Below are 21,596 nucleotides of genomic sequence, written 5' to 3'. Positions count from 1 at the left end.
CGGCCCCTGAAGGGTGACGAGCGCCACCTGCCCGGCCATGGGCAGGCCATCCCTTTGTATCCTCGGCAGGCAGTGCCGATACCCCCGTCGCCGGCCGAGGCAGCTCACACGCCCCGGCAGCGCCGACAACGTAAGGACACACCATGACCACCGAGCTGAGCCCCGACTCCTTGACCGGGCTCCTTGAGCGGGCCCGCCAGGACTACCAGGACCTCGCAGGTCGCGGGCTCTCGCTCGACCTCACGCGCGGCAAGCCGGCGCCGGAGCAGCTCGACCTCTCCGAGGACCTGCTGAGCCTGCCGGGCGGGCGGCACACCGCCGCCGACGGCACGGACGTACGCAATTACGGCGGTCTCCAGGGTCTGGCGGAGCTCCGGGAGATCTTCTCGGACGTGCTCCAGGTACCTGCCGGGCAGCTCCTCGCGCTCGGCAACTCCAGCCTCGAGCTGATGCACGACTGTCTGGTGCATGCCCTGCTGAGCGTGGTGCCGGGGGCCGAGTCGCGCTGGGTGGACCAGGAGCGGATCGCGTTCCTGTGCCCCGTTCCGGGCTACGACCGGCACTTCGGGCTCTGCGAGCGGTTCGGGATCGACATGATTCCGGTGCCGATGACCGCCGAGGGTCCGGACATGGACGTCGTGGAGCGGCTCATCGCCGAGGACCCGACGGTCAAGGGCATCTGGTGCGTCCCGAAGTACAGCAACCCCGACGGCGTCTCCTACAGCGATGAGACCGTCGCCCGCCTCGCCTCGATGCAGGCCGCCGCGCCCGACTTCCGGATCTTCTGGGACAACGCGTACGCCGCTCACCACCTCACCGACGAGCCCGTCGAGATCGCCGACCTGCTGACCGCCTGCGCGGACGCCGGGAACGCGGACCGCGTCTTCGTCTTCGGCTCCACCTCGAAGATCACCGCGGCGGGCTCGGGCGTCGCCTTCTTCGGCTCGTCGCCCGCGAACCTGAAGTGGATCCTCGCCAACAACGCCAAGCGCTCGATCGGCCCGGACAAGGTCAACCAGCTGCGGCACGTGATGTTCCTGCGGGACGCCGACGGCGTCCGCGCCCACATGGAGCGCCAGCGCGCCCTGCTCCAGCCGAAGTTCGAGGCGGTGGCCCGGATCCTGGAGGCGGAGCTCGGCTCCACCGGCCTCGCCCGGTGGACCGACCCCAAGGGTGGCTACTTCGTCACCCTCGAACTGACCGACGGCGGCGCCAAGGAGGTCGTACGCCGTGCCGCCGAGGCGGGCATCGTGCTGACCCCGGCCGGCGCCACCCACCCGCACGGCGACGACCCGCGCGACGCCACGATCCGCATCGCGCCCAGCTACCCGAGCCTCACGGAGCTGGAGCAGGCCATCGCGGGACTCGCCGTGTGCGTACGGCTCGTGGGGTACGAGCAGCGGGTCGGCTAGGTCAGTCGTCACAGGGGAGGGGTGGCCAGGCCGGTCGCCCCTCCCCTGGGCGTGGGGTGGACCTTCACCCCTGGCGCATATCGGGACCAACTGGCTGACGTCCACGACATGTTCACGCTCCTGCGCCTCTGGTCCGGTGTCGCCCACCCAATTCCGGCCAGTAAACTGCGCCCGCTCAGAAGCGTCGCAGGAGGCTAGGGGGAAGCGTGGCACACGGGGGATATCAGGGCTGGGGACCGGGGAACGGGCAGCCCCAGGGCGGTGGCGACCCGCATCCGTACGGACCGCCGCAACCCGGCCCGTACCCGCCTCAGCCGTACCCGTACCCGCCGCAGCCCGTCCGGCGGCGGCGTTCCGGTCTCGGGTTCCTCTTCGTCTCGCCGCTCATCCCGGTGATCCGCTCCGCCCGCCGCCGCGCCGAGGCGATCTTCAACCAGCCCGGCGCCGGCCACGTCGCGGACCGGGTCGTGTCGCGAGTGCAGTTGGGGCGTGCGATCGCCGGTGCGATCGCCAGTCTTCTCCTCGTCTACACCTACGGCGCGGACGACGGCTGGAGCGGGGTCGCCAACGACGGCGTAGTGAAGCTGATCCTCGCCCCGCTCCTGCTCATCTTCACCGGGCCCCTGGTCGTCTTCGGCTTCATCCGCTACGCGCCCGCCGAGCAGCGCCGCGTGCTCCGCTCCCGGCTGCGCGCGCCGCTCAAGGCCGTGGGCTGGTACGTGGGCATCCTGGTGGGCGTCGTACTCGTGCTGGCCGGCAGCGCCGTGGTGCTCAAACAGAACTACGGCACGCTCGTGAACGGCCTGATCGCGCTCGCGCTGCTCATCGGCCTCGTCTGGCTGCTGCCGTTCCTCCTCTTCGCCTCGGCCTACGCCGCCCGCTACGCGTTCAACACGTCCAACGTGCACGCCGCTCTCCCGGCCGCGCTCACCGTCGTACTCGTCTGGGAACTGATGCTCTGCAGCGTCGCGCTCGAAGGCGGACTGCCGTACGGGCCGCCGGCCGCTCAGTGGTGCGCGGTTCTCGGCGGTCCCGTGTCCGTGACCGCGGTGGCCCTGTGGGAGCTGCACCGCATGCGCACCCGCCACGGTGTCCGCATCCGGCCCTGAGGGCCACGTGAACCCGGCCCTGACCTGCCACGTTACGGTGTGAGGCGTCCCCGTCCGCCACTGAGTACGACGTTCCTCGTCTCACCCCGTCCCACAGGAGATCCCCGCATGCCCCCGCGCACCGTCCTGATCCTTCAGCACTTCGAGGTCGAAAAGCCCGGCCTGATCCTGGACGCACTGGACGGCAGCGGTCTCGACGTCGACATCCGGAACCTGATCGACACTCCGGGTGCCTCAGCCGGTGATCTGCCGCCGGTGTCCGAGCTGGCGGGGCTCGTCGTGATGGGCGGTCCCATGAACGCCGACGACGTGGTGGCCCATCCGGCGCTGAAGCTGGAGCGGGACCTCCTGGCCGACGCGCTGCGGGACGGGATCCCGACGTTGGGCGTGTGCCTGGGTGCCCAACTCCTCGCCCGCGCCCAGGGTCTGACCGTGCGGACCGGCGCCGCTCTCGGCCGGCGCAGCGAGATCGGATGGGCTCCGCTCCAGGACGTGGACCGTGCCGATCCGGTCGTCGGCCCGCTGGCCGACGCCCCCGCCGTGCTCCACTGGCACGGCGACCGCATCGTCCCCGCCGCCGGTGCCCGCGTCCTTGCCCGGACCGACACCACCGAGTGCCAGGCGTTCCGGGCCGGACCGGCAGCCTGGGGTCTCCAGTTCCACCTGGAAGTCACCCCCGGGCTTCTCGACGACTGGCTCGCCGAGCCGTCCTTCGCCACGGAAGCCGTGGAGGTCCTCGGCGCCGGTGCCGAGGACCAACTGCGGGCCGATGCCCGTGCCGTGGCCGCGCCCCTGCGCCCGCTCGCCGAGCGGAGCCTGGCCCACCTGCGGGACCTCTTCGTGGGACGCGCGGGCCTTTGAGGAACTAGGCCCCGGTCGGGGAGCCCTGGGCGGTGCCCGAAGGAATCCCGGGCCTGTCGAGGATCATCTCGCGCTCCAGCTTGGAGGGATCGCCCTTCATCGGGACGGTCTGTCCGGAACGCGCGAATCCAAAGCGCCGGTAGAAGCGCTCGGCGCGCGCGTTGTCCTCGTGGACGTACAGGCGCGTCCGCGCCACGTCCGGCACCGACCACGCCCACGCGACGGCCGTCTCGAAGAGCGCGTCGATCACACCGTTACCCCGGTGCTCGGGGCGCACAAAGACGCCGACGACATGCGCCTGGCGTCGGTCGATGGCGCCGCCGAACACATCGCCGTCGCCCGCCTCCTCGATGAGCACGGTCACCGTGCCGCTCCAGGACCCGTCCAGGTCCTCGGCCACGAACTGCCGTACGCGCGTCCCGTCGGCCGCTCCCTCGGCTCGGTCCTGCCAGAAGGAGTCAGGCTCCGCGGCGGCCTTCTCGTACGTCTCGAGAAAGGCGATCGGAGCTGCCGGGTCTTGCAGCGCCAAGAGCCGCAGCGCTTTCACCTGGGGCCACTCATCGACACGTATCGGACGGACGGCAGCGCGGGAAACGTGGGTCATGCTGCCGCACCTTACGGGACCGCCGTTCCGTGACACCACGGCATTTCCCCAGGTCCCCGCTCCGCGACAGACGCAGCCGGGGCGGCGTCGAGGCGTCCGCGGCTCACCCCTCGGGCTCGGCCGCCACCATCCCCAGGAGCCCGGGAAAACGCTGTTCCAGATCCGCCCGGCGCAGGCTGGCCATCCGGCTGTTGCCCCGGGAGACCTGCTGGATCAGCCCCGCCTCGCGCAGCGCGCGGAAGTGGTGCGTGACGGTCGCCTTGGAGACCGGCAGCGCGAAGGAGCTACAGGTGCGCGCGGTTCCGTCGGGCGCGGCCGCCAGTTCGCGCACCACGCGGCGGCGCAGCGGGTCCGCCAGCGCGGCGAGCACCGGGCCGAGCCGCATCTCCTCGACGGCCGGGTGGCCTTCGTCGTCGGGCATTCCGGGCGCCTCCCTTTAGGTATGACTTGCATCGTACCTCTGGGCTCGCTAACGTCCGCCACCTAGGTACGAGATCAATCGTACCTACCGTCTGCCGGTCAGGGATCTGATCGGGGCATCTATCGAGGAGACACCCTTCATGGACCAGCCGTTCACGCTCGTCGGCACCGCCCGCCCCAAGCCCGAGCGCGCCGCCGAACTGAAAGAGCTCCTGCTCTCGTTCGTCGAGCCGACGCGGCAGGAAGCCGGTTGCCTGGAGTACCACTTCCACGAGGACCGGGACGAGCCCGGCGTCTTCGTCTTCTACGAGGCCTGGCGCTCCCAGGCCGATCTCGACGCCCACCTGGCGCTCCCGCACATGCGGGCCTTCTGGGAGCGGCGGATGGACTACCTGGAGTCCGACCTCGACATCCGCTTCCTCACCATGCACAGCCCCTACCCGTCCCGGTCCGCCGTCAGGGCTTGAGCGACGAGGCCGTGGCCCAGAACTCGGCCCCTTCTGGATGCCGCGTCTCGACGCGAAAGTTCGTTCCGCCCTCTTGACCGGTGGTCACGTGCCGCGCACAGTACTCGTTAATGCGCATAGCTAATACGCATTAATGACGGAGGGGCAGTGGTGGACGAACCCAGGAAGCGGGCCGGACGAGGTCGGGCGCCCGCCCCCGCAGGGCGCACCGGACGTCCGCGCCAGGCCGAGGTCGCCCGGCTCGCGGGAGTGTCGCAGGCCACGGTCTCGCTGGTGCTCGCCGGCAAGAAGCAGGGGATCGCCATCTCGGACGAGACCCGGCAGAAGGTGCTCGACGCGGCCGCCGAGCTGGGCTACGTCCCTGACCCGGCCGCCCGGCGGCTCGCGGCGGCGCGCAACGGCCTGCTCGGCGTATTCAGCTTCACGGCCACGTTCCCCACGGATGTGCAGCACTCGTACTACCCGTTCCTGGTGGGCGTGGAGCAGGAAGCCGCCGCGCAGGGATACGACTTGGTGCTCTTCACCGGATCGAGTACCGGCGGTGCGGGGGCCACCGGGCCGCACGCGCTCAACCGGGCGAGACTCGCCGACGGGTGTCTCTTCCTGGGCCGCCACGCCCCGGTGGACGGACTGCGCAGGCTCGTGGACGACGGGTTCCCCGTGGTCCACCTGGGCCGCAGGGACGAACCGGAAGGCCTCGCCTGGGTCGGTGCCGACTACGTCAGCGCCAGCAGCGAAGTCGTCCACCGGCTCGCCGCGCTCGGGCACCGTCGCATCGTTCTCGTACGCGAGGACGACGACGCGCCCGCCTCGACCGACCGTGAGCGAGGTTTTCTGGAGGGGCTGAAGGGCGAGGGCCTGCCCGGTGACGCCGATGCCGTGTTCCGCCGTGCCGACCCGGAACGGGCCCTCGGCCCCGAGCAGTTGCGGCAGTGGGTGGCACAGGGCGTCACCGCGGTGGTGGCCGAGGAGACCGACAGCGGAGCGGCCTGGCGGGCACTGAACGCGGCTGCCCGCGACGCCGGTCTCGACTGCCCGCGCGACATCTCCCTGGCGGTACTCGGCAGTCCGCCACCCGACCTCGCGGACGTGCCCCAGCCCACGGGATTCGACATCCCCCGCGCGCAGTTGGGCGCGGCGGCCGTCCGCCTGCTCGCCACGCTCGTCGCCGGCGAGGACGCCCCCGATCCGCTGGTGGCCTGCAGCTTCCGGCCCGGCGCGAGCACGGGGCCACCGCCCGAGGTGCTGCCGGAGAGCGCATGACCTCGCACGGGTGTCGTCCGGAGCGACCAGGTGTCGTCCGGTGCGACTCCGGCCGCCGGACCCGTACGAAGAACGACCCGCACAGCACGACCCGTACAGCACAAGGAGAACCGTGATCCCTGAACCGGACATCCTCATCGTCGGCGGCGGTCTGGGCGGCGTGGCCGCCGCGCTCGCCGCCTGTCGGGCCGGCCGGACCGTCGTCCTCACCGAGGAGACCGACTGGATCGGCGGCCAGCTCACCTCCCAGGCCGTCCCGCCGGACGAACACCCGTGGGTGGAGCAGTTCGGTACGACCGCCTCGTACCGCAAGCTGCGCGAGTCCATCAGGGACTACTACCGCCAGTGGTACCCCCTGCGCTCGGAGGCCCTGTCCCTGACCGGTCTCAATCCAGGGGCGGGCCGTGTGAGCAAGCTCTGTCACGAGCCCCGCGTCGCCCTCGCCGTCATGGAGGGCATGCTCGCGCCCCATCTCGCGTCCGGGCGGCTGACCCTCCTCACCGAACACTGGGCCGTCGCCGCCGAGTCCGACAACGATGTCATCACCTCGGTGACCCTGGAGAACCTGCGCGACGGCGACCGCACCACCCTGCACGCCAGGTACGTCATCGACGCCACCGAGACCGGCGAACTGCTCGAACTCGGCGGCGTCGAGCACGCCATCGGCGCCGAGTCGCGCGCCGAGTTCGGCGAGCCGCACGCACCCGAGGAAGCACAGCCCCTCAATCAGCAGGGCATCACCGTCTGCTTCGCGCTCTCCCACCACGAGGGCGAGAACCACGTCATCGAGCGCCCCGTCGACTACGACTTCTGGCGCTCCTACCAGCCCGACTTCTGGCCGGGACCGCTCCTCGGCTTCCTCGCCCCTGACCCGCGTTCGCTCGAGGCCGTCCCCCGTACGTTCGTACCGAACCCGGAGATCGACCCGCTCGCCGTCAACGCCGACCAGAGCGCCGACGCGGGCGACAAGGAGCTGTGGGGCTTCCGCCGGATCCTCGCCCGCAAGCTGCACAGGCCCGGAGCCTTCGACTCCGACATCACCCTGGTCAACTGGCCGCTCAACGACTACTGGTTGAAGCCCCTGATCGGGGGAGGCCGGGAGACCTCGGCCCAGGCACTCGCGGAAGCACGGCAGTTGTCGCTCTCGGTCCTGTACTGGCTCCAGACCGAGGCGCCCCGCCAGGACGGCGGGACCGGCTTCCCCGGTCTGCGGCTGCGCCCCGACATCACGGGCACGCCCGACGGTCTGGCCAAGGCCCCCTACGTCCGGGAGTCACGCCGGATCAAGGCCGTCACCACCGTCACCGAGCAGGACGTGGCCATCGACGTCGTCGGTCCCTACGGGCGGACCGCCTACCGGGACTCCGTGGGAGTCGGCAACTACCGGATCGACCTGCACCCCTCCACCGGCGGTGACAACTACATCGACATCGGCTCGGTCCCGTTCGAGATACCGCTCGGCGCCCTCGTGCCCCGCCGGGTCCGCAACCTCCTCCCGGCGGGCAAGAACATCGGCACCACCCACATCACCAACGGCTGTTACCGCCTCCACCCCGTGGAGTGGAACATCGGCGAGGTCGCCGGCGCCCTGGCCGCGCACTGCGTGTCCGAAGGCGTCGAACCCCATCAGGTCCAGGGCGAGGACAAGCGGTTCGACGAGTTCGCCCGGCTGCTCGACCGCGACGGTGTGCAGCGCCACTGGCCCGACGTACGCGGCTACTGAGAGCGGCGCACGCAAGGACGGTTCACGCAAGGACGGTTCACGCACCACGCGGAAGTGCCGGGCGGGACAGCTCCACCTGTCCCACCCGGCCCGCCCGCGCACCGCCAACCCGCACAAGGAGGTGCCCAACCATGACCACCCACCGCATCCGCGTCGGCATCGACGTGGGCGGAACCTTCACCGACGCTGTGGCAGTCGACGCCACGACCCTGGAACTCCTGGGACAGGTGAAGGTCCCCACCAGCCACCATCATGAGGACGGCGTGGCCCACGGCATCGTGGAAGCCCTCGACCGTCTGCTGGCAGAGACCGGCCGCGCGCCCGAGGACGTAGCTTTTCTGGCGCACGGCACGACCCAGGCTACCAACGCCCTGCTGGAGGGCGATGTCGCCGCCGTGGGCCTGATCGGCATCGGCACCGGACCCGCCGCCGCCCTCACCCGCAGGCTCGCCGCGCTCGGCAGGCTCCAACTCACCCCGGGCAAGAGCCTTCCGCTCGCCTACGCCCATGTGGCGGACCCGGACGACGCGGCGGCGGTCGGGCGTGCCGCGGACATGCTGGCGCGGGAGGGCGCCCAAGTCCTCGTGGCCACCGAGCCGTTCAGCGTGGACCGCCCGGAGGGCGAGAAGGCCGTCGTGGCGGCGGCACGGTCCGCCGGTCTTCCGCTGACCGCCGCACACGAGATCACCTCGCTGTACGGGCTGCGCAAGCGCACCCGCACGGCGGTGGTCAACGCGGCGATCCTGCCGCGCATGCTGGCCACCGCCGACCTCGTCGACAGCTCCATCACCAAGGCCGGGGTCGAATCGCCGCTCATGGTGATGCGCTGCGACGGCGGCGTGATGTCCCTCGACGAGATGCGGCGCAGACCGCTCCTGACGGTCCTTTCGGGCCCTGCGGCGGGCGTGGCCGGCGCGCTGATGCAGGAACGCGTCAGCGAGGGAGTGTTCCTGGAGACCGGCGGCACCTCCACCGACATCAGCGTCGTACGGCGCGGCAAGGTGGCCGTCCAGCACGCCACCATCCTGGGCAAGAAGTCCTACCTCAACGCCCTGGACGTACGCACCGTCGGAGTCGGCGGCGGCTCCATGGTGCGGATCGGCGGCGGGAAGGTGACCGGGGTCGGACCGCGCAGCGCCCACATCGCCGGGCTGCCCTACGCGTGCTTCGCGACCCTCGACGACCTGCGCGAAGCCGAGCTCACCACCGTGCGTCCGATGGCCGACGACCCTGAGGACTACGCCGTGCTCGACGCGGCGGGCGGCCGCTTCGCGCTCACCATGACGTGCGCGGCCAACGCGGCGGGACGCGTGCCCGAGGGCGATTTCGCCCGCAGCGACCAGGAGGTCGCCAGGGCGGCCGTCGCCCCGCTCGCCGCCGCCCTCGGCGTGGACGTCGCCACCGCGGCGGCCCGCCTCCTCGACGTGGGAACAGCCCACGTCAAGAAGGTCGTCGACGCGATGATCCGCGACTACCGGCTCGACCAGGACACCGCCCTGCTCGTCGGCGGAGGCGGCGGAGCCGCGTCCGTCACCCCGCACCTGGCCGAGGTCAGCGGCCTTGAGGGGCGCATCGCCCGGCACAGCGAGGTGATCAGCCCGATCGGCGTCGCGCTCGCCCTGGTCCGCGAGCAGATCGAGCGGACCATTCCCGGCGCGGGACAGGAACAGATCCTCGCCGTACGGGCCGAGGCGGAGGCCGCCGTCATCGCGCAGGGCGCCGCCGCCGACGGCGTCGAGGTCGAGGTCACCGTCGACCCGCAGACCAGCACCGTGCGGGCCGTCGCCACCGGCGCCACCGAACTGCGCACCCAGGACCGGGCGCACCGGGCGGACGAGGCGGAGCGGCTGCGCACGGCGGCGGCCAGCCTCAAGACCGACCCGTCCCAGGTCACGGTCCTCGCCAGGACCACCGCCCACACCGTGTACGGCACGGAGGTCCGGCGCACCCTGCGCGCCACCCGGCATCCGGTGCGGATCGTCGACGCCGACGGGGTGATACGCCTGCACGTCCCCGACGCCCGCGTGGAGACCACCCGGGTCGCCGACGCCCCCGAGGTGCTCGCGAAGCTGGTGCGCGAGACCACCTCGTACGGCGACGGCGGCGTCCGGGCCCCCGCCGTGCGGCTGCTGCTCGGCTCCCGGATCGCGGACCTGTCAGGCGTCCTGGCCCCCGGGCCGCTGCTCGCGCTCGCCCGCAGCGAACTCGACTCACGTACCGCCGACGAGCCGGTCATAGCCGTGCTGGAGGTCCGGACATGAGCGCGCCCACGGCGCAGGACCCCGAGACCCGCGACGACCTGGACCACGCGGTCGACCTGCTTGCCGCGACCCCCACCCACGAGGGCCGCGACCCGCGGCTGCTGCGCCACTGGGCGCGCACGGCCGAGGAGTTCGGCGCGGCACTGGCCCCCGTGCCGTGCCTGGCCGAGGTCGTCGAGCGCCCCGACGGCCTGGAGCGCGGCCTGCTCGCCCGCTACACCTCACGGCCGGCGCCGACGGTGGAGCTCTACACCGACACCCTCGCGGCGGCCGAAGCGCTGATCGACGAACGGGGCTGGCGGCACTGGTACCCGCCGGGCTCGGTGCGCGCGGCGGCCCTCGCCCACGAATCCGTGCACGAGCACCTCCACCACGGTCCGGCGAAGGCCGCGCTGAAGCGGGCCCTTGGCCATGTCGTCCTGCGCGCGGGACGGTTCCGGCTGTACGGGCACGTGGCGGGCGCGGAGGAGATCGCAGCCCACGCCCACGCCCGGACCGTCTGCGGTCTCGGCCGCAGCCCCCTTCTTCTCACGGCCGCGCTCGCCGACGCCGTGACCCACAGAGAGAAGTAGCGCCATGGGCGTTGTCATCCTGATCGTCATGGCGGTGGGTGTCGCAGCGATGCTCACCCGCAAACTCCCCACCGCCTTCGCCCTCGTCCTTCTCGGCGTCGTCATCGCACTCGTCGCCGGCGCGCCGCTGACCGGCAAGGAGAGCGTCTTCGACACCGTCCTCCAGGAGGGCGCCCCGATGCTCGCCTCGACGATGATCGCGGTGCTGCTCGGATCGTGGCTGGGCAAACTCCTCGACGAGACCGGCATCGCCGGGACCATCGTCCGCAAGATCGTGGAGTTCGGCGGCGACCGGCCCACGGTCGTCGCGCTCGGCGTCCTCGCCGTGTCCGCGCTGATCGGCACGGTCACCGGCTCGGCCCCCGCCGCCATGCTGGCCGGCATCATCGGCATCCCGGCGATGGTCGCCGTGGGCATCCCGAAGGTCACCGCGGCGGGCACCATCCTGATGGGCATCGCCGTCGGGGTTCCGTTCGAACTGCCCATCTGGCAGTTCTTCTCCACCGCCCTTGACCTGCCGGTTCCGACGGTGCGCGGCTTCATGGTGAAGCTGTTCCCGCTGGCCCTGGTCGCGGCCGTCGCCTTCGTCCTCGTCGAGTCGCGCCGTCGCGGGGTCGAGCACACCTGGGCGCTGAAGACGGCCGTCGACAAGCGCCGCTCGCGCCGCGAACGCCTCGGTGACGCACCCTGGTACGCGCTGCTCACCCCCGTCGTGCCGCTGGTCCTGGCCCTCGGCTTCGAACTGGCCATCATTCCCTCGCTGTTGGCCGGTGTGCTCTACGCCCTGGTGACCACGACCCGGCCGCGCGAGATGAACAAGCGCCTGCTGCGCACCCTGTACGGCGGCTTCGAGGTCGCCGCGCCCCCGATCGCGCTGTTCATCGCCATCGGCATCCTGCTCGCCGCGGTCAAGCTGCCGGGCGCCGTCGAAGCCCTCGAACCCCTGGTCAAGGCCGTCAGCCCGCAGAACCCGGTGCTGTTCGTCCTGGTCTTCACCCTGCTGGTGCCGCTGTGCCTCTACCGGGGTCCGCTCAACGTCTACGGCCTGGGTGCCGGCATCGCGGGCGTCCTGATCGCGGCAGGCATCTACCCCGCCGTCGCCGTGCTCGGCCTCGCCGCCTCCTACAACCAGGTCTTCGGCGTCGCCGACCCCACCAGCACCCAGACCGTATGGAGCGCCCAGTACGCGGGCGTCGGCCCCCAGCAGGTCATGGTGCGGACCCTGCCGTACGTGTGGGCCGTCGCCCTCGGCGGATTCTGCGTCACCGCAGCCACGTACCTCTGAGCACTTCTCTGACATTCAACTCCCGGGACGGAGAACAGAAATGAACGAGCCTCAGCACACTTTCCCGCGCCGCGTCTTCCTGCGCGGGGCGGCCGCCACCGGCACGGCCCTGGCGATCGGCGCGGGAACGGCGGGACCGGCCGCGGCGGCGCCCGGCGGCTTCCCCGACTACGCCTACGTGCGGACGGTCCTGAAGCCTTCGGACCTCGCATACAACCCCACGGGCGAGATCATCTTCCCGTGCCTGCGCGGCACCGTCGGCCGGGTCTCCGGCGCGCTGGGCCGTTACTACCTCTACTACGCCCCGCACGACGCCCCCGGCGGCATCTGCCTGGCCTACGGCGACTCGATCGACGGGCCTTTCACCGAGTACGCGGCCAACCCGCTCGTCACCAACGACTGGCAGCCGCACTACAAGGTCAGCCACGTCTCGTCGCCGCACGTGCTGTGGAACGAGGACGCCAAGGAGATGTGGCTGTACTTCCACGGGGAGAACACCACGACCCGCCTCGCCCGCTCCAAGGACGGCATCCACTTCACGTACGACAAGGTGGTGCTCTCCACCTCGATGCTTCCGAGCGGTTCGACCGAGACGTCCTACGCCCGCGTGTTCCGTCACGACCTGCCGTCCCGGGGCGCCCGCTACGTGATGCTCTTCATGCTGAACAACACCACCAACCACCGTGACATCGCCTGGGGTTGGTCGGCCGACGGGCGCAACTGGACCTTCGACCAGACCCCGCTGATCCGGCACGCCGACGTGGGCGCGCAGAACGTGGGCGGTCCGCACCTGCTGACGCGCGGGAACAGTGCCTACGTCGTCTACAACACGGACAAGGGAAGCGGCGGCAACATACTGATCACCGAGGTCGGCAAGGACTTCTCCCGCCGTGATCACCTCGGGATCTTCCACAACTCGATGGACGCGGCACCGGACAACGGCCGCAGCGCCTCACCCAGTTTCGGAACGGAGAACGGCGTGCCTTACATGATGTACGAGGCGGGGGAGCGGCTCCAGGGCGCGATCGCCCTGGCCCGCGCCGAGTAACTGCCTTTGCACAGTAGTTGTGCAGCCGCACTGGAGGACTAGTGACGTGGCTTCCCGCCGCAGAGGCGCAGTGTGCTCTCCAGACACAGCGCCTCTGCCTCCTGGGCGGTGAGGTGTCCGGCCGCGATCTGTGCCGCGGCGGTGTGCTGAAGCCCGAAGGCGGCGGCGGCGAGCCAGTCCGCAGGGAGTGACGGGTCGAAGTCGCCCGTGTGCTGGCCGCGCTGGATGAGCCGTTCGAGCCGCACGGGCGCGAAGTCATGGGGGTCGCTGTGGGGCCGCGGGATTCCGGCCGCTGCGGCGTTCTGCACCAGGGGATAGCGGTCGAGGAACCGCCAGCCCGCGGCGAGGAATTGGGCCAGCGCTTCGGCGGGCGGCGCGGTGTCGAGGCCCGCGTCGTCGAGGAGGGCGGCGTACTCGGCGGACGCGGACTCGACCAAGGCTGCGACCAGGGCGTCGCGTGAGGCGAAGTGCGCGTAGACGGTCTGGCGCGTGACGCCGGCCGTGGCGGCGATGTCCTCCATGCCCGCGTCAGGGCGCTCACCGAGCACGACCCGGGCCGCGTTGAGGATTGCGTCGATGCTGCGCCGGGCGTCGGCCCGGCGGCGGCGTGCCGGCGTGGTGGTGTCGTGCGAGTCGGCCATTCCAAGAATATATGCGTCCGTCCATAACGTTGACACGCTGTAAGAGATGGCTAACTCTTACGGCATGTCAAAGAAGAGCTCGGGCGGGGACCAGTCGGCGATCGAGGCGCATGGTCTGGTCAAGGTCTACGGAGAGAGTCGGGCGCTGGACGGGATCGACCTCACGATCCGGCGCGGTCAGGTGTTCGGATTCCTCGGTCCCAACGGCGCGGGCAAGACCACCACGATCCGCATCCTGGCCACGCTGACCCGGCCGGACGGCGGCACAGCCCGCGTGCTCGGCCATGACGTGCTGGCCGAGGCGGACGCGATCCGCGCCCGGGTGGCGGTGACCGGCCAGTTCGCCTCCCTCGACGAGGACTTGACCGGCTACGAGAACCTGCTGGTCCTCGGCCGGCTCCACGGCCTGTCCCGATCCGCAAGCAAGATGCGCGCCGACGACCTGCTCGAAGCGTTCGACCTGACCGGCGCGGCCGGCCGCGCGGTGAGCGGCTACTCGGGAGGCATGCGCCGCCGGCTCGACATCGGAGCGAGCCTGATCGTGACCCCCGACCTGCTGTTCCTCGACGAGCCCACCACCGGCCTCGACCCGCGCAGCCGCAACCAGGTCTGGGACCTGGTCCGCCGGATCGCCGGAGTCGGCACCACAGTGCTGCTCACCACCCAGTACCTGGAGGAGGCCGATCAGCTCGCCGAGCGGATCGCGGTCATCGACGACGGCCGGATCGTGGCCGAAGGCACCAGCGCCCAGCTCAAGTCCCGGGCCGGCGCCGGCACTCTGCGCCTCCGGCTCCTGGACGGCGAGCAGCGTCCCCAGGCGCTGCGGATCCTGGCCGACGCCCTTGAGGGAACGGTCCAGGCCGCCGCCGACCCGCTCTCCCTGTCGATGCTGCTCGCCACCCGGCCCGACGTGACGGACGTGGGTCGGCTGGTCGGGCGCGCGGCGAACCGGCTCGCCGACGCCGGGGTGGGCATCGCCGATCTCTCCCTGGGCCGGCCAAGCCTGGACGAGGCCTTCCTTGCCCTGACCGGCCACCGGGCCCGTCAGGCCACCGTCGACCAGGAGGACCTGAACGCATGAGCACCCGAGCCGTCTTCACACGCCCCACCGCGGCGCAGGACCCGATCGACACCCTGCTCGCCACGGGACGCGAGCGTCACCGTGCCGGTGCACTCGTGGCCTCCGCCACCTTCGGCAGGCGCGCCATGCTCAAGCTCATGCACGACCCCAAACAGCTCGTGGACTCGGCAGCCATCCCGATCCTGTTCACCGTGCTGTTCACCTACCTGTTCGGCGGTGCCATCAGCGGTTCGACCGGCGAGTACCTCAAGATCCTGCTGCCCGGCGTGCTCAGCATGAGCATCGCCATCGTCACCATGTACGGCGGTGCCCGGCTCGCCCTGGACGTGCGTAGCGGAGCCTTCGACCGCTTCCGTGGTCTGCCGGTCTGGCGTGGCGCCTTCGTGCTCGGCGGCCTGTTCAGCGACGCGGCACGCTACCTGTTCGCCGCCGCCATCGTGATGGTCCTCGGCCTGATCATGGGCTACCGCCCCGGTGGCGGCGTGCCGGGCGTGCTCGCCGCTGTCGCCCTGGTCATCGCCTTCGGGCTCTCGCTCTCCCTGGTGTGGGCCACGATCGCCCTGGTCATCCACGACCCGGCCGTCGTCCTCAGCATCGCCAACGCCGTCCTGATGCCGCTCTCCTTCGCCAGCAACATCTTCGTACAGCCCAGCACCATGCCCGGCTGGCTGCAGGCCTTCGTCGACATCAACCCGCTCAGCCATGTCGCGACCGCGGCACGGGACTTGATGAACGCCACGGGTGACGCCGGCGGCGCGGTCGCCTGGTCCCTCACCGCGACCGCCGTACTCATCCTCGTGTGCGCCCCGATCACGCTCCGCCTCTACAGCAAGCTGGGTTGAGGGGCGCTACCCGGGCCTGCCAGTCAAGGCAATACGGGTCCGTGTGACGGGGGTTCGCTCGGTGTGCCGTCCGGGAGAGGGGAGGCCGAGGGCGGCCAGGTGGGGCGGTGGGACGGCGGCAGGGACAGGAGGGCCTGGCCCACGGTGAGGTAGCGGGGGAAGATGTCCGAGCTGCCGGTCAGCATGAGGAGTTCGGCGAGGTGGCGGCCTGTCCCCGCCAGCAGGAGCTGACCCTCGCGGCGCCGCAGCAACCACCGCACGCCGAGCAGGCAGTTGAGACCTCGGGAGTCGCAGAACACCAACGCCGTCACATCGAGAACGAGATGTCGATGACCCGCCATGACGGAGGCGCCGAGCGTCCGCAGGAAGAACTTCTCGGCGTTCCGGTCGAGTTCACCGCTCACGCGCAGCACGGCACACTCGTCGCACCGCGCGAGCTCGTTGATGATGAGGCGATGGGTCTGCGTAGACATCGCGCCTCCCTGTGGTCGTCGTACGGAAGCCCGTGTGCATCCCGATGCACAATCTGTCTGGCTCCCGAGTCCCCCGTCCACCCCTCCCTACGCCTGGTGTCAGTCGAGCGTGTTGTCCTTGTCCCGCAAGGCGGCGAGGGCGGGGGCGTACATGCGGGTCTTGATGGTGCCGAGGGTGGGACCGGCCTTGCTCACCTGGGAGCGGGCGATCTCCACTGCCGTCCGGCGTACGGCCTCTTCGTCCACCGCCCAGTCGACGACGGCGGCGGCCAGGGCGTCGTGACCGCCGTAGCGGCGGCCGGTCGTCATGGCCTCGTGTGCGGTCTGCGGGGTCAGCCGGGCCTGGATCAGCGCGGACATGCCCGGAGTGAAGGGGATGTTGATGTCGACCTCGGGCAGACACCAGTAGCCGCGGTCGGCGCGCATCACCCGGAAGTCATGGGCCAGGGAGAGCATCGCCCCGGCCGCGAAGGTGTGGCCCTGCAGGGCGGCCACGGTGACGACCGGCAGGGAGAGCATCCGCGCGAAGAGGCCGTGGACCCTGCGGACGTAGTCGTTCCGCTGGTCGGCGTGGGCGATGAGCCACTCCAGATCAAGGCCGTTGGAGAAGAACTTCCCCGTCGCGGCGGTCACCAGGGCGCGGGGCCCTTCCGCCTTCTCCACCTCGTCGAGCGCCGCGTCGACGGCAGTGAGCCAGTCGGGATGGAAGCGGTTCTCGCCGTCCCCGATGTCGAGGATGAAGACGTCGTCCTGGCGGTCGAGCATGGGCATGGTGACTCCCTCGGGCAGGGTGGTTACTTATCAGTAACTTATGGGGCGTGGCATAGACATGCAAGAGGTCGGGCCGCTCGCGTGGGGCCGACATCGACGGACGGATCCGGGTGACCGGAATTGAGGGGGAACATTCATGGCGCTCACCAGCTGGGGCTTCATCTACACCGCGGCAGGAAGTGACGCGAGCGGTGACGTGAACGTCGTCGACACCGGCCGGTGCCGCACGGTGCTGGTGGGGGTGGCGAAGCCGGAGGACGGAGTCGAGGCCGCGCGCCGCCTGGTCGGCGAGGGGGTTCAGCTGATCGAGCTGTGCGGAGGGTTCGGGCCGGTGTGGGCCGGGCGCATCATCGAGGCGATCGACGGCGCGGTCCCGGTGGGCGTGGTCGGGTATGGGCCCGAAGCGGTCGACCAGGTCCACGCGATCTTCTCCTGACGGCATGGGCCGGGCGGGCGGGGGCGAGCCGGGTGGCTGGCCCCCGCCCGCCCCCGCCCGCACGCCTTCGGCGTGCGCGTCTCACGCCGCAAAGCGGCCGGATGATAAGATTCCTGGCGTTCGTGTGTGATCCGGATCGAGGATGTTGGGAGTTGGGGCTGATGACCGCGCTCAAGGCCACTGCCATGCGCACCGCCCGGACCACTCTCACGTCCCGGGTCGTGGCCTGACTTCAGCTGCATTCGCCTCGCTGGGAGCGTGAGCTCGCGGGGCGGCACCCACACGAACCCACCATGAAACGGATCTCCATCCATCATGAGCAACACGAGCCACACCTGGATCACGCGCGCCGAGACCAGCGCTGACATCCCCGCCGTCCACGCCATCAACGCCGCCGCGTTCGACACCCCGGCGGAGGCCGACCTCGTCGACGCGCTGCGCGCCGACGTCGCCTGGATCGACGGCCTTTCCGTCGTCACCACCGACCAGGACGGCAAGCTCGTCGGCCACGCACTGCTGACCCGCTGCCACATCGGGGAAACCCCGGCCCTGTGCCTGGCCCCCGTCGCCGTACTCCCCGAGTATCAGAAGACCGGCGCAGGCTCCGTGGCCATCCGTGCCGCGCTCGACGCCGCCAAGGAAAGGGGCGAGCGCTTCGTCACCGTCCTCGGACACCCGGAGTACTACCCGCGATTCGGCTTCAGCCGTGCCTCGGCGTACGGCATCGGCATCAGCATCGACGTCCCGGACGAGGCCATGATGGCTCTCGCCCTCGACGCCGGGCACCCGCTGCCCAGCGGCACGGTGCGCTACGCCGCGCCGTTCGGCATCTAAGCCGGAGCCCACCGTGCCGGGGCCTCCGTGGCCCCGGCACGTCCCGGGAAAGTCCGTTGCGGCCAAGCCTTCCGGCATCGGAGAGTGGTCTCATGACCGCGCCCACCACCCTTCCGTCCGGCCTGACCGTGCGTCCGGCGACGCTCGACGACGCGGCGGCGGTGTGCGCGCTGCTCAACGAGATCGACCTGCTGGAGATCGGTCGCGCCGACACCGAACTCTCCGAGATCCAGGCCGACTTGAAGCACTCCGAAGTGGACCTGGAGCACGACTCCTGGCTGCTGTTCGACGACGGCAGGCTGATCGCGTACGGCCTGCTCTGGGATGAGTCCGGCGGCGAGCGGATCGACGTGGAGTACTTCACGCTGCCCGACCGGCCCCAGGCCTCCGGACATCTGCTCGACCTGATGGAGGCGCGCAGCGCCGAGCGGGCCGCGGCCAACGGAGCGGAGCGCGCGGTGGTGCACCTGCACCTCAACATCGCCCCCACCGTGGACCTGGGCGCGCTGCGCGGGCGGGGCTGGACCCCGGTCCGGCGCTACAACTCGATGGTCCGCCCCCTGTCCACCGGCGCCGACCGGGTGCCCGAGCCGCCGGCCGGTGTGACGCTGCGTCCCTGCCTGGCCGAGCCGGACCGCAGGCGCGCCCACGCGCTGCTGCAGGACACGTTCGTCGACCACTTCGACTTCCACCCGCGCACGTACGAGCAGTGGCTGGACGACATCGACGCCGAGCGTGCCGACTGGTCGCGGATCTGGATCGCGCACGTCGAGGACCTGGGGGACGCGGCGGTGCTGCACACCCACAACGACCGCACCTCGATGGCCTGGATCAGCGCCCTCGGGGTGCTGCGCCAGGCCCGGGGCCGGGGCCTGGGCAGCCATCTCCTGCGTCATGCCTTCGGTCACTACGCGGCGCTGGGCCGCGACCGGATCGGTCTCGGCGTGGACACCGACAACAGCACCGGCGCGCTCGCCCTGTACGAACGCCATGGCATGACCCTCGACTTCGCGCTCCAGGCCTGGGAGTTGACCCGCCCCGCACCCCGCTGACCCGAGCGCCGTCAGACGGAGGCGGGGAACGCGAACCGTACGTCGGTCGCGTGCTCCGACAGCTCCCACAGGCGGCGGCCCGTCTCTTCGTCCGCCGCCACGGGCGCCAGTTGTACGCGCGTCGGTGCGCCGCGCAGCTCGGCCAGGCCGCCGGGGCCGATGAACTGGCCGCTCTCCACCCCCGGTTCGGTCGCCGCGTACAGCTGGGGCAGTGCGCCGTCGGCCGGGCGCTGTGCGAACAGCGGGTTGCCGATGCGGCCGAGTGCCACCCGCCACAGGCCGATCGGTGTGTCCTTCTGGAGGTTGGTGGCGGTGTAGCCGGGGTGGGCGAGCACGCTGCGCACCGGGCTTGCCGACGCGGTCAGCCGGCGGTGTAGCTCCTGGCCGAAGACGGCGTTGGCGAGCTTCGACTGGTTGTAGTGGCCCATGGGCTTGTAGGCGCGCTCGCCGTGCAGGTCGTCGAAGCGGATGCGTCCCTGCCGGTGGTTGATCGAACTCACCGTCACCACACGGGAGTTGCTCCCGGCCACCAGCAGATCGAGCAGCAGGCCGGTGAGCGCGAAGTGGCCGAGGTGATTGCAGGCGAACTGCAGCTCGTGGCCCTGCGCACTGAGTGTGCGGGGCGGCGCCATCACGCCCGCGTTGTTGATGAGCACGTCGAGGCGTGAATGGTCGGCGTGCAGCTGATCGGCGAAGCCGCGTACCGAGTCGAGGTCGGCCAGGTCCAGGCGGCGTACCTCCAGGCTAGCGGCGGGGTGTTCGGCGGTGATCTCCGCGACTGCCCTGCGGCCCTTCTCCTCGTCGCGCACGGCGAGGATCACGTGCCCGCCCCGCCGGGCGAGCGCCCGTGTGGTCGCCAGGCCGAGGCCGCTGTTGGCTCCGGTGACGACGAACACCCGGTCGGTCTGGTCCGGTATCTGCTCGGCTGTCCAGCGCTGTTGCTGCGTCATGCGGCACATGTTGTCGCTCATGGCACTGAGTGTCAAGAGGATCCTGAGTGTCATGCAGGGCATGGCGTGTACCATGGCCCGGTGAGTTCCCGCCCCGAAGTGAGCATGGCCGAGCGCAAGAGGCAGCTCGTCTCGAACGAGTTGACCGAAGCGGCGCTGCAACTCCTTGCCCGAAAGGGGTTCGACGCGGTCACCATCGACGAGATCGTGACCAGCGCCGGGGTCTCCCGGCGGACGTTCTTCCGGTACTTCGCGTCCAAGGAGGACGTGGTCGTCCAGTTCCTGGCCGACATGGGTGTGGGCATCCACGCGGAGCTGGCGGCCCGACCCGCGAAGGAGCGGCCCTCCGTGGCGCTGCGGCACGCCGTATGGGTTCCGCTCGCCGCCTGTGGCGACCACTCCGAGCGGGTGCTTCCCGTGGTGCAGCTGATTCTGCGTACTCCGGCCCTGCGCGCACGCTTCCTGGAGCGCCAGGCGCAGTGGAGCGACGACCTCACGGGGGAGGTGGCGCGGCGTGCGGGGCGCGACGCGGGCGTGGACCTGTACCCACGCCTTGCCGCCGGGATGGCGCTGACCGCCTTCGACGCCGTGCTGCAGCGGTGGAGCGACAGCGACGGCACCGAGGATCCCGCCGATCTGATCGACCGGGCGTTCGCCGTCATCGCCCCCGCGCTCGACGGCGGAGCATAGGGCCCGGTGGGCCGGTGCCGGAGGGGCGGTGGCCTGCGTGCCGCCCGCGGGCTGGCATCATCGAGGGATGTCTGACTTGATCATCGCCGCCTGTGACGGAGCCGCGAAGAAGAACCCCGGACCCGCGGCCTGGGCCTGGGTCGTCGCCGATGCCGATGAGCGCCCGCAGCGCTGGGAGGCCGGTCCGCTGGGCCACGCCACGAACAACGTGGCGGAACTGACCGCGCTGGCCGAGCTGTTGGAGTCCACGGACCCCGCGGTGCCCCTTGAGGTCCGGATGGACAGCCAGTACGCGATGAACGCGGTCAACAAGTGGATCGCGTCCTGGAAGCGCAACGGATGGCTCACCGCGGCGAAGAAGCCGGTCGCCAACAAGGAGCTCGTCGTACGCATCGACGCGCTGCTGCAGGGCCGCACGGTGACCTTCCGGCACGTCGCCGCCCACCAGGTGGACGGCGACCACCTCAACGCGATCGCCGACGTCGCGGCCAGCGACGCCGCCACCTCGCAGGAGCCCGCAGGGACCGTCCACGGGGCGCTCACGATCCCGGAGCCGCGGCCCGAGCGCATGACGGCTTCACCCGCCGCCCGGCCGCGCAAGAGCGCCACCGCGCGTGCGGGCAAGGGGAGTTCAGGCAGTTCGGGCGCTGTCATCAAGGCCAAGTTCCCCGGCCGCTGCCACTGCCAGAAGCCCTACGCCGCCGGAGAGAAGATCGCGAAGAACGCGCACGGCTGGGGCCACGTGGAGTGCCGCGACTCCTGAGGTCCACGGGCCCACATGCCACGCGCGCTCACGAGCCA

The 21,596-nt window shown here is 71.0% G+C and carries 23 protein-coding genes; 17 read left to right on the top strand and 6 right to left on the bottom strand.

Translation table 11 applies throughout. The features are described from left to right. Positions 1-143 precede the first annotated feature (143 nt). From ABZ833_RS02255 to ABZ833_RS02245, 3 genes are all read left to right on the top strand, one after another. Complete coding sequence (locus tag ABZ833_RS02255) at positions 144-1,412, top strand: aminotransferase class I/II-fold pyridoxal phosphate-dependent enzyme (protein ID WP_361039850.1); 1,269 nt, start codon at positions 144-146, stop codon at positions 1,410-1,412. A gap of 206 nt (positions 1,413-1,618) precedes the next feature. Continuing rightward, complete coding sequence (locus tag ABZ833_RS02250) at positions 1,619-2,521, top strand: hypothetical protein (RefSeq protein ID WP_361039848.1); 903 nt, start codon at positions 1,619-1,621, stop codon at positions 2,519-2,521. A gap of 108 nt (positions 2,522-2,629) precedes the next feature. After that, the gene (locus ABZ833_RS02245) at positions 2,630-3,382 is read left to right on the top strand and encodes a type 1 glutamine amidotransferase (RefSeq protein WP_361039846.1); all 753 of its coding nucleotides are present in this window, start codon (positions 2,630-2,632) and stop codon (positions 3,380-3,382) included. A gap of 4 nt (positions 3,383-3,386) precedes the next feature. Here the strand turns inward: ABZ833_RS02245 and ABZ833_RS02240 are convergent, their stop codons facing one another. Next, the gene (locus tag ABZ833_RS02240) at positions 3,387-3,986 is read right to left on the bottom strand and encodes a GNAT family N-acetyltransferase (RefSeq protein ID WP_361039844.1); all 600 of its coding nucleotides are present in this window, start codon (positions 3,984-3,986) and stop codon (positions 3,387-3,389) included. A 103-nt stretch (positions 3,987-4,089) separates the two neighbouring features. Beyond that, a complete protein-coding gene (locus ABZ833_RS02235; protein WP_361039841.1) occupies positions 4,090-4,407 on the bottom strand; it encodes a helix-turn-helix domain-containing protein in 318 nt (105 codons plus the stop codon). A gap of 139 nt (positions 4,408-4,546) precedes the next feature. On the opposite strand from ABZ833_RS02235, the gene ABZ833_RS02230 reads away from it, so the two are divergent. The 7 genes from ABZ833_RS02230 to ABZ833_RS02200 all read left to right on the top strand — a co-directional run bounded on the left by ABZ833_RS02230 (position 4,547) and on the right by ABZ833_RS02200 (position 13,025). After that, on the top strand, positions 4,547-4,873 hold the full coding sequence (locus ABZ833_RS02230; protein WP_361039838.1) for a putative quinol monooxygenase: 327 nt from the start codon (positions 4,547-4,549) through the stop codon (positions 4,871-4,873). Between the two features lie 150 nt (positions 4,874-5,023). Further along, the gene (locus ABZ833_RS02225) at positions 5,024-6,136 is read left to right on the top strand and encodes a LacI family DNA-binding transcriptional regulator (RefSeq protein ID WP_361039835.1); all 1,113 of its coding nucleotides are present in this window, start codon (positions 5,024-5,026) and stop codon (positions 6,134-6,136) included. 112 nt (positions 6,137-6,248) lie between these two features. Continuing rightward, positions 6,249-7,859 carry an FAD-dependent oxidoreductase gene (locus tag ABZ833_RS02220; protein WP_361039833.1) on the top strand — a complete coding sequence of 537 codons (1,611 nt, stop codon included), beginning with the start codon at positions 6,249-6,251 and terminating at the stop codon, positions 7,857-7,859. Between the two features lie 131 nt (positions 7,860-7,990). Continuing rightward, positions 7,991-10,120, top strand: coding sequence for a hydantoinase/oxoprolinase family protein (locus ABZ833_RS02215; protein ID WP_361039830.1), 2,130 nt, complete (start codon positions 7,991-7,993; stop codon positions 10,118-10,120). Next, positions 10,117-10,692, top strand: coding sequence for a hypothetical protein (locus ABZ833_RS02210; protein ID WP_361039828.1), 576 nt, complete (start codon positions 10,117-10,119; stop codon positions 10,690-10,692). Before ABZ833_RS02215 ends, ABZ833_RS02210 begins: the two co-directional genes overlap by 4 nt. 4 nt (positions 10,693-10,696) lie before the next feature. Next, the gene (locus ABZ833_RS02205; protein ID WP_361039826.1) at positions 10,697-11,977 is read left to right on the top strand and encodes a TRAP transporter large permease subunit; all 1,281 of its coding nucleotides are present in this window, start codon (positions 10,697-10,699) and stop codon (positions 11,975-11,977) included. 40 nt (positions 11,978-12,017) lie between these two features. After that, positions 12,018-13,025 carry a hypothetical protein gene (locus tag ABZ833_RS02200; RefSeq protein WP_361039823.1) on the top strand — a complete coding sequence of 336 codons (1,008 nt, stop codon included), beginning with the start codon at positions 12,018-12,020 and terminating at the stop codon, positions 13,023-13,025. A 38-nt stretch (positions 13,026-13,063) separates the two neighbouring features. Here the strand turns inward: ABZ833_RS02200 and ABZ833_RS02195 are convergent, their stop codons facing one another. Continuing rightward, entirely contained in the window at positions 13,064-13,666 is a 603-nt protein-coding gene (locus ABZ833_RS02195) for a TetR/AcrR family transcriptional regulator (protein ID WP_361039820.1), read from the bottom strand. Between the two features lie 64 nt (positions 13,667-13,730). Here ABZ833_RS02195 and ABZ833_RS02190 point away from each other — a divergent pair, with 64 nt between their 5' ends. Next, on the top strand, positions 13,731-14,747 hold the full coding sequence (locus ABZ833_RS02190; protein WP_361039818.1) for an ATP-binding cassette domain-containing protein: 1,017 nt from the start codon (positions 13,731-13,733) through the stop codon (positions 14,745-14,747). After that, positions 14,744-15,589 (top strand): ABC transporter permease, encoded by an 846-nt coding sequence (locus ABZ833_RS02185; RefSeq protein ID WP_361039815.1) that lies wholly within the window; start codon positions 14,744-14,746, stop codon positions 15,587-15,589. The genes ABZ833_RS02190 and ABZ833_RS02185 overlap by 4 nt, the downstream gene beginning before the upstream one ends. A 23-nt stretch (positions 15,590-15,612) precedes the next feature. Here the strand turns inward: ABZ833_RS02185 and ABZ833_RS02180 are convergent, their stop codons facing one another. Then, complete coding sequence (locus ABZ833_RS02180) at positions 15,613-16,062, bottom strand: STAS domain-containing protein (RefSeq protein WP_361039813.1); 450 nt, start codon at positions 16,060-16,062, stop codon at positions 15,613-15,615. Between the two features lie 99 nt (positions 16,063-16,161). Next, the gene (locus ABZ833_RS02175) at positions 16,162-16,833 is read right to left on the bottom strand and encodes an enoyl-CoA hydratase-related protein (RefSeq protein WP_361039810.1); all 672 of its coding nucleotides are present in this window, start codon (positions 16,831-16,833) and stop codon (positions 16,162-16,164) included. A gap of 136 nt (positions 16,834-16,969) precedes the next feature. Between ABZ833_RS02175 and ABZ833_RS02170 the strand changes: the two genes are divergently transcribed. From ABZ833_RS02170 to ABZ833_RS02160, 3 genes are all read left to right on the top strand, one after another. Continuing rightward, positions 16,970-17,269: a DUF6506 family protein gene (locus ABZ833_RS02170; RefSeq protein ID WP_361039807.1), complete on the top strand. Its 300-nt coding sequence runs from the start codon at positions 16,970-16,972 to the stop codon at positions 17,267-17,269. Between the two features lie 315 nt (positions 17,270-17,584). Further along, complete coding sequence (locus ABZ833_RS02165) at positions 17,585-18,103, top strand: N-acetyltransferase (RefSeq protein ID WP_361039805.1); 519 nt, start codon at positions 17,585-17,587, stop codon at positions 18,101-18,103. 92 nt (positions 18,104-18,195) lie between these two features. Further along, entirely contained in the window at positions 18,196-19,155 is a 960-nt protein-coding gene (locus ABZ833_RS02160) for a GNAT family N-acetyltransferase (RefSeq protein WP_361039803.1), read from the top strand. A gap of 11 nt (positions 19,156-19,166) precedes the next feature. Here ABZ833_RS02160 and ABZ833_RS02155 read toward each other — a convergent pair whose 3' ends face one another. Beyond that, positions 19,167-20,105, bottom strand: a complete 939-nt coding sequence (locus ABZ833_RS02155; protein ID WP_361041299.1) for an oxidoreductase — start codon at positions 20,103-20,105, stop codon at positions 19,167-19,169. Between the two features lie 105 nt (positions 20,106-20,210). Here ABZ833_RS02155 and ABZ833_RS02150 point away from each other — a divergent pair, with 105 nt between their 5' ends. Together ABZ833_RS02150 and ABZ833_RS02145 are read left to right on the top strand one after the other, a co-directional pair. Next, a complete protein-coding gene (locus ABZ833_RS02150) occupies positions 20,211-20,795 on the top strand; it encodes a TetR family transcriptional regulator (protein WP_249592672.1) in 585 nt (194 codons plus the stop codon). Positions 20,796-20,862: 67 nt separating this feature from the next. Continuing rightward, entirely contained in the window at positions 20,863-21,558 is a 696-nt protein-coding gene (locus tag ABZ833_RS02145) for a ribonuclease H (RefSeq protein ID WP_361039801.1), read from the top strand. Positions 21,559-21,596: the final 38 nt, after the last annotated feature.

The organism is Streptomyces sp. NPDC047525 (genome assembly GCF_040643025.1).
Taxonomy (GTDB): domain Bacteria; phylum Actinomycetota; class Actinomycetes; order Streptomycetales; family Streptomycetaceae; genus Streptomyces; species Streptomyces durmitorensis.
This window is presented reverse-complemented; position numbering and strand designations above follow the sequence as displayed.

What these genes read in the sequence shown, in the direction of transcription:
- ABZ833_RS02255 (WP_361039850.1), top strand. Translation starts at nt 144, where the DNA reads ATGACCACCGAGCTGAGCCCCGACTCCTTGACCGGGCTCCTTGAGCGG.
- ABZ833_RS02245 (WP_361039846.1), top strand. Translation starts at nt 2,630, where the DNA reads ATGCCCCCGCGCACCGTCCTGATCCTTCAGCACTTCGAGGTCGAAAAG.
- ABZ833_RS02240 (WP_361039844.1), bottom strand. Translation starts at nt 3,986, where the DNA reads ATGACCCACGTTTCCCGCGCTGCCGTCCGTCCGATACGTGTCGATGAG.
- ABZ833_RS02235 (WP_361039841.1), bottom strand. Translation starts at nt 4,407, where the DNA reads ATGCCCGACGACGAAGGCCACCCGGCCGTCGAGGAGATGCGGCTCGGC.
- ABZ833_RS02230 (WP_361039838.1), top strand. Translation starts at nt 4,547, where the DNA reads ATGGACCAGCCGTTCACGCTCGTCGGCACCGCCCGCCCCAAGCCCGAG.
- ABZ833_RS02215 (WP_361039830.1), top strand. Translation starts at nt 7,991, where the DNA reads ATGACCACCCACCGCATCCGCGTCGGCATCGACGTGGGCGGAACCTTC.
- ABZ833_RS02210 (WP_361039828.1), top strand. Translation starts at nt 10,117, where the DNA reads ATGAGCGCGCCCACGGCGCAGGACCCCGAGACCCGCGACGACCTGGAC.
- ABZ833_RS02205 (WP_361039826.1), top strand. Translation starts at nt 10,697, where the DNA reads ATGGGCGTTGTCATCCTGATCGTCATGGCGGTGGGTGTCGCAGCGATG.
- ABZ833_RS02200 (WP_361039823.1), top strand. Translation starts at nt 12,018, where the DNA reads ATGAACGAGCCTCAGCACACTTTCCCGCGCCGCGTCTTCCTGCGCGGG.
- ABZ833_RS02195 (WP_361039820.1), bottom strand. Translation starts at nt 13,666, where the DNA reads ATGGCCGACTCGCACGACACCACCACGCCGGCACGCCGCCGCCGGGCC.
- ABZ833_RS02190 (WP_361039818.1), top strand. Translation starts at nt 13,731, where the DNA reads ATGTCAAAGAAGAGCTCGGGCGGGGACCAGTCGGCGATCGAGGCGCAT.
- ABZ833_RS02185 (WP_361039815.1), top strand. Translation starts at nt 14,744, where the DNA reads ATGAGCACCCGAGCCGTCTTCACACGCCCCACCGCGGCGCAGGACCCG.
- ABZ833_RS02180 (WP_361039813.1), bottom strand. Translation starts at nt 16,062, where the DNA reads ATGTCTACGCAGACCCATCGCCTCATCATCAACGAGCTCGCGCGGTGC.
- ABZ833_RS02175 (WP_361039810.1), bottom strand. Translation starts at nt 16,833, where the DNA reads ATGCCCATGCTCGACCGCCAGGACGACGTCTTCATCCTCGACATCGGG.
- ABZ833_RS02170 (WP_361039807.1), top strand. Translation starts at nt 16,970, where the DNA reads ATGGCGCTCACCAGCTGGGGCTTCATCTACACCGCGGCAGGAAGTGAC.
- ABZ833_RS02165 (WP_361039805.1), top strand. Translation starts at nt 17,585, where the DNA reads ATGAGCAACACGAGCCACACCTGGATCACGCGCGCCGAGACCAGCGCT.
- ABZ833_RS02160 (WP_361039803.1), top strand. Translation starts at nt 18,196, where the DNA reads ATGACCGCGCCCACCACCCTTCCGTCCGGCCTGACCGTGCGTCCGGCG.
- ABZ833_RS02155 (WP_361041299.1), bottom strand. Translation starts at nt 20,105, where the DNA reads ATGACGCAGCAACAGCGCTGGACAGCCGAGCAGATACCGGACCAGACC.
- ABZ833_RS02150 (WP_249592672.1), top strand. Translation starts at nt 20,211, where the DNA reads ATGGCCGAGCGCAAGAGGCAGCTCGTCTCGAACGAGTTGACCGAAGCG.
- ABZ833_RS02145 (WP_361039801.1), top strand. Translation starts at nt 20,863, where the DNA reads ATGTCTGACTTGATCATCGCCGCCTGTGACGGAGCCGCGAAGAAGAAC.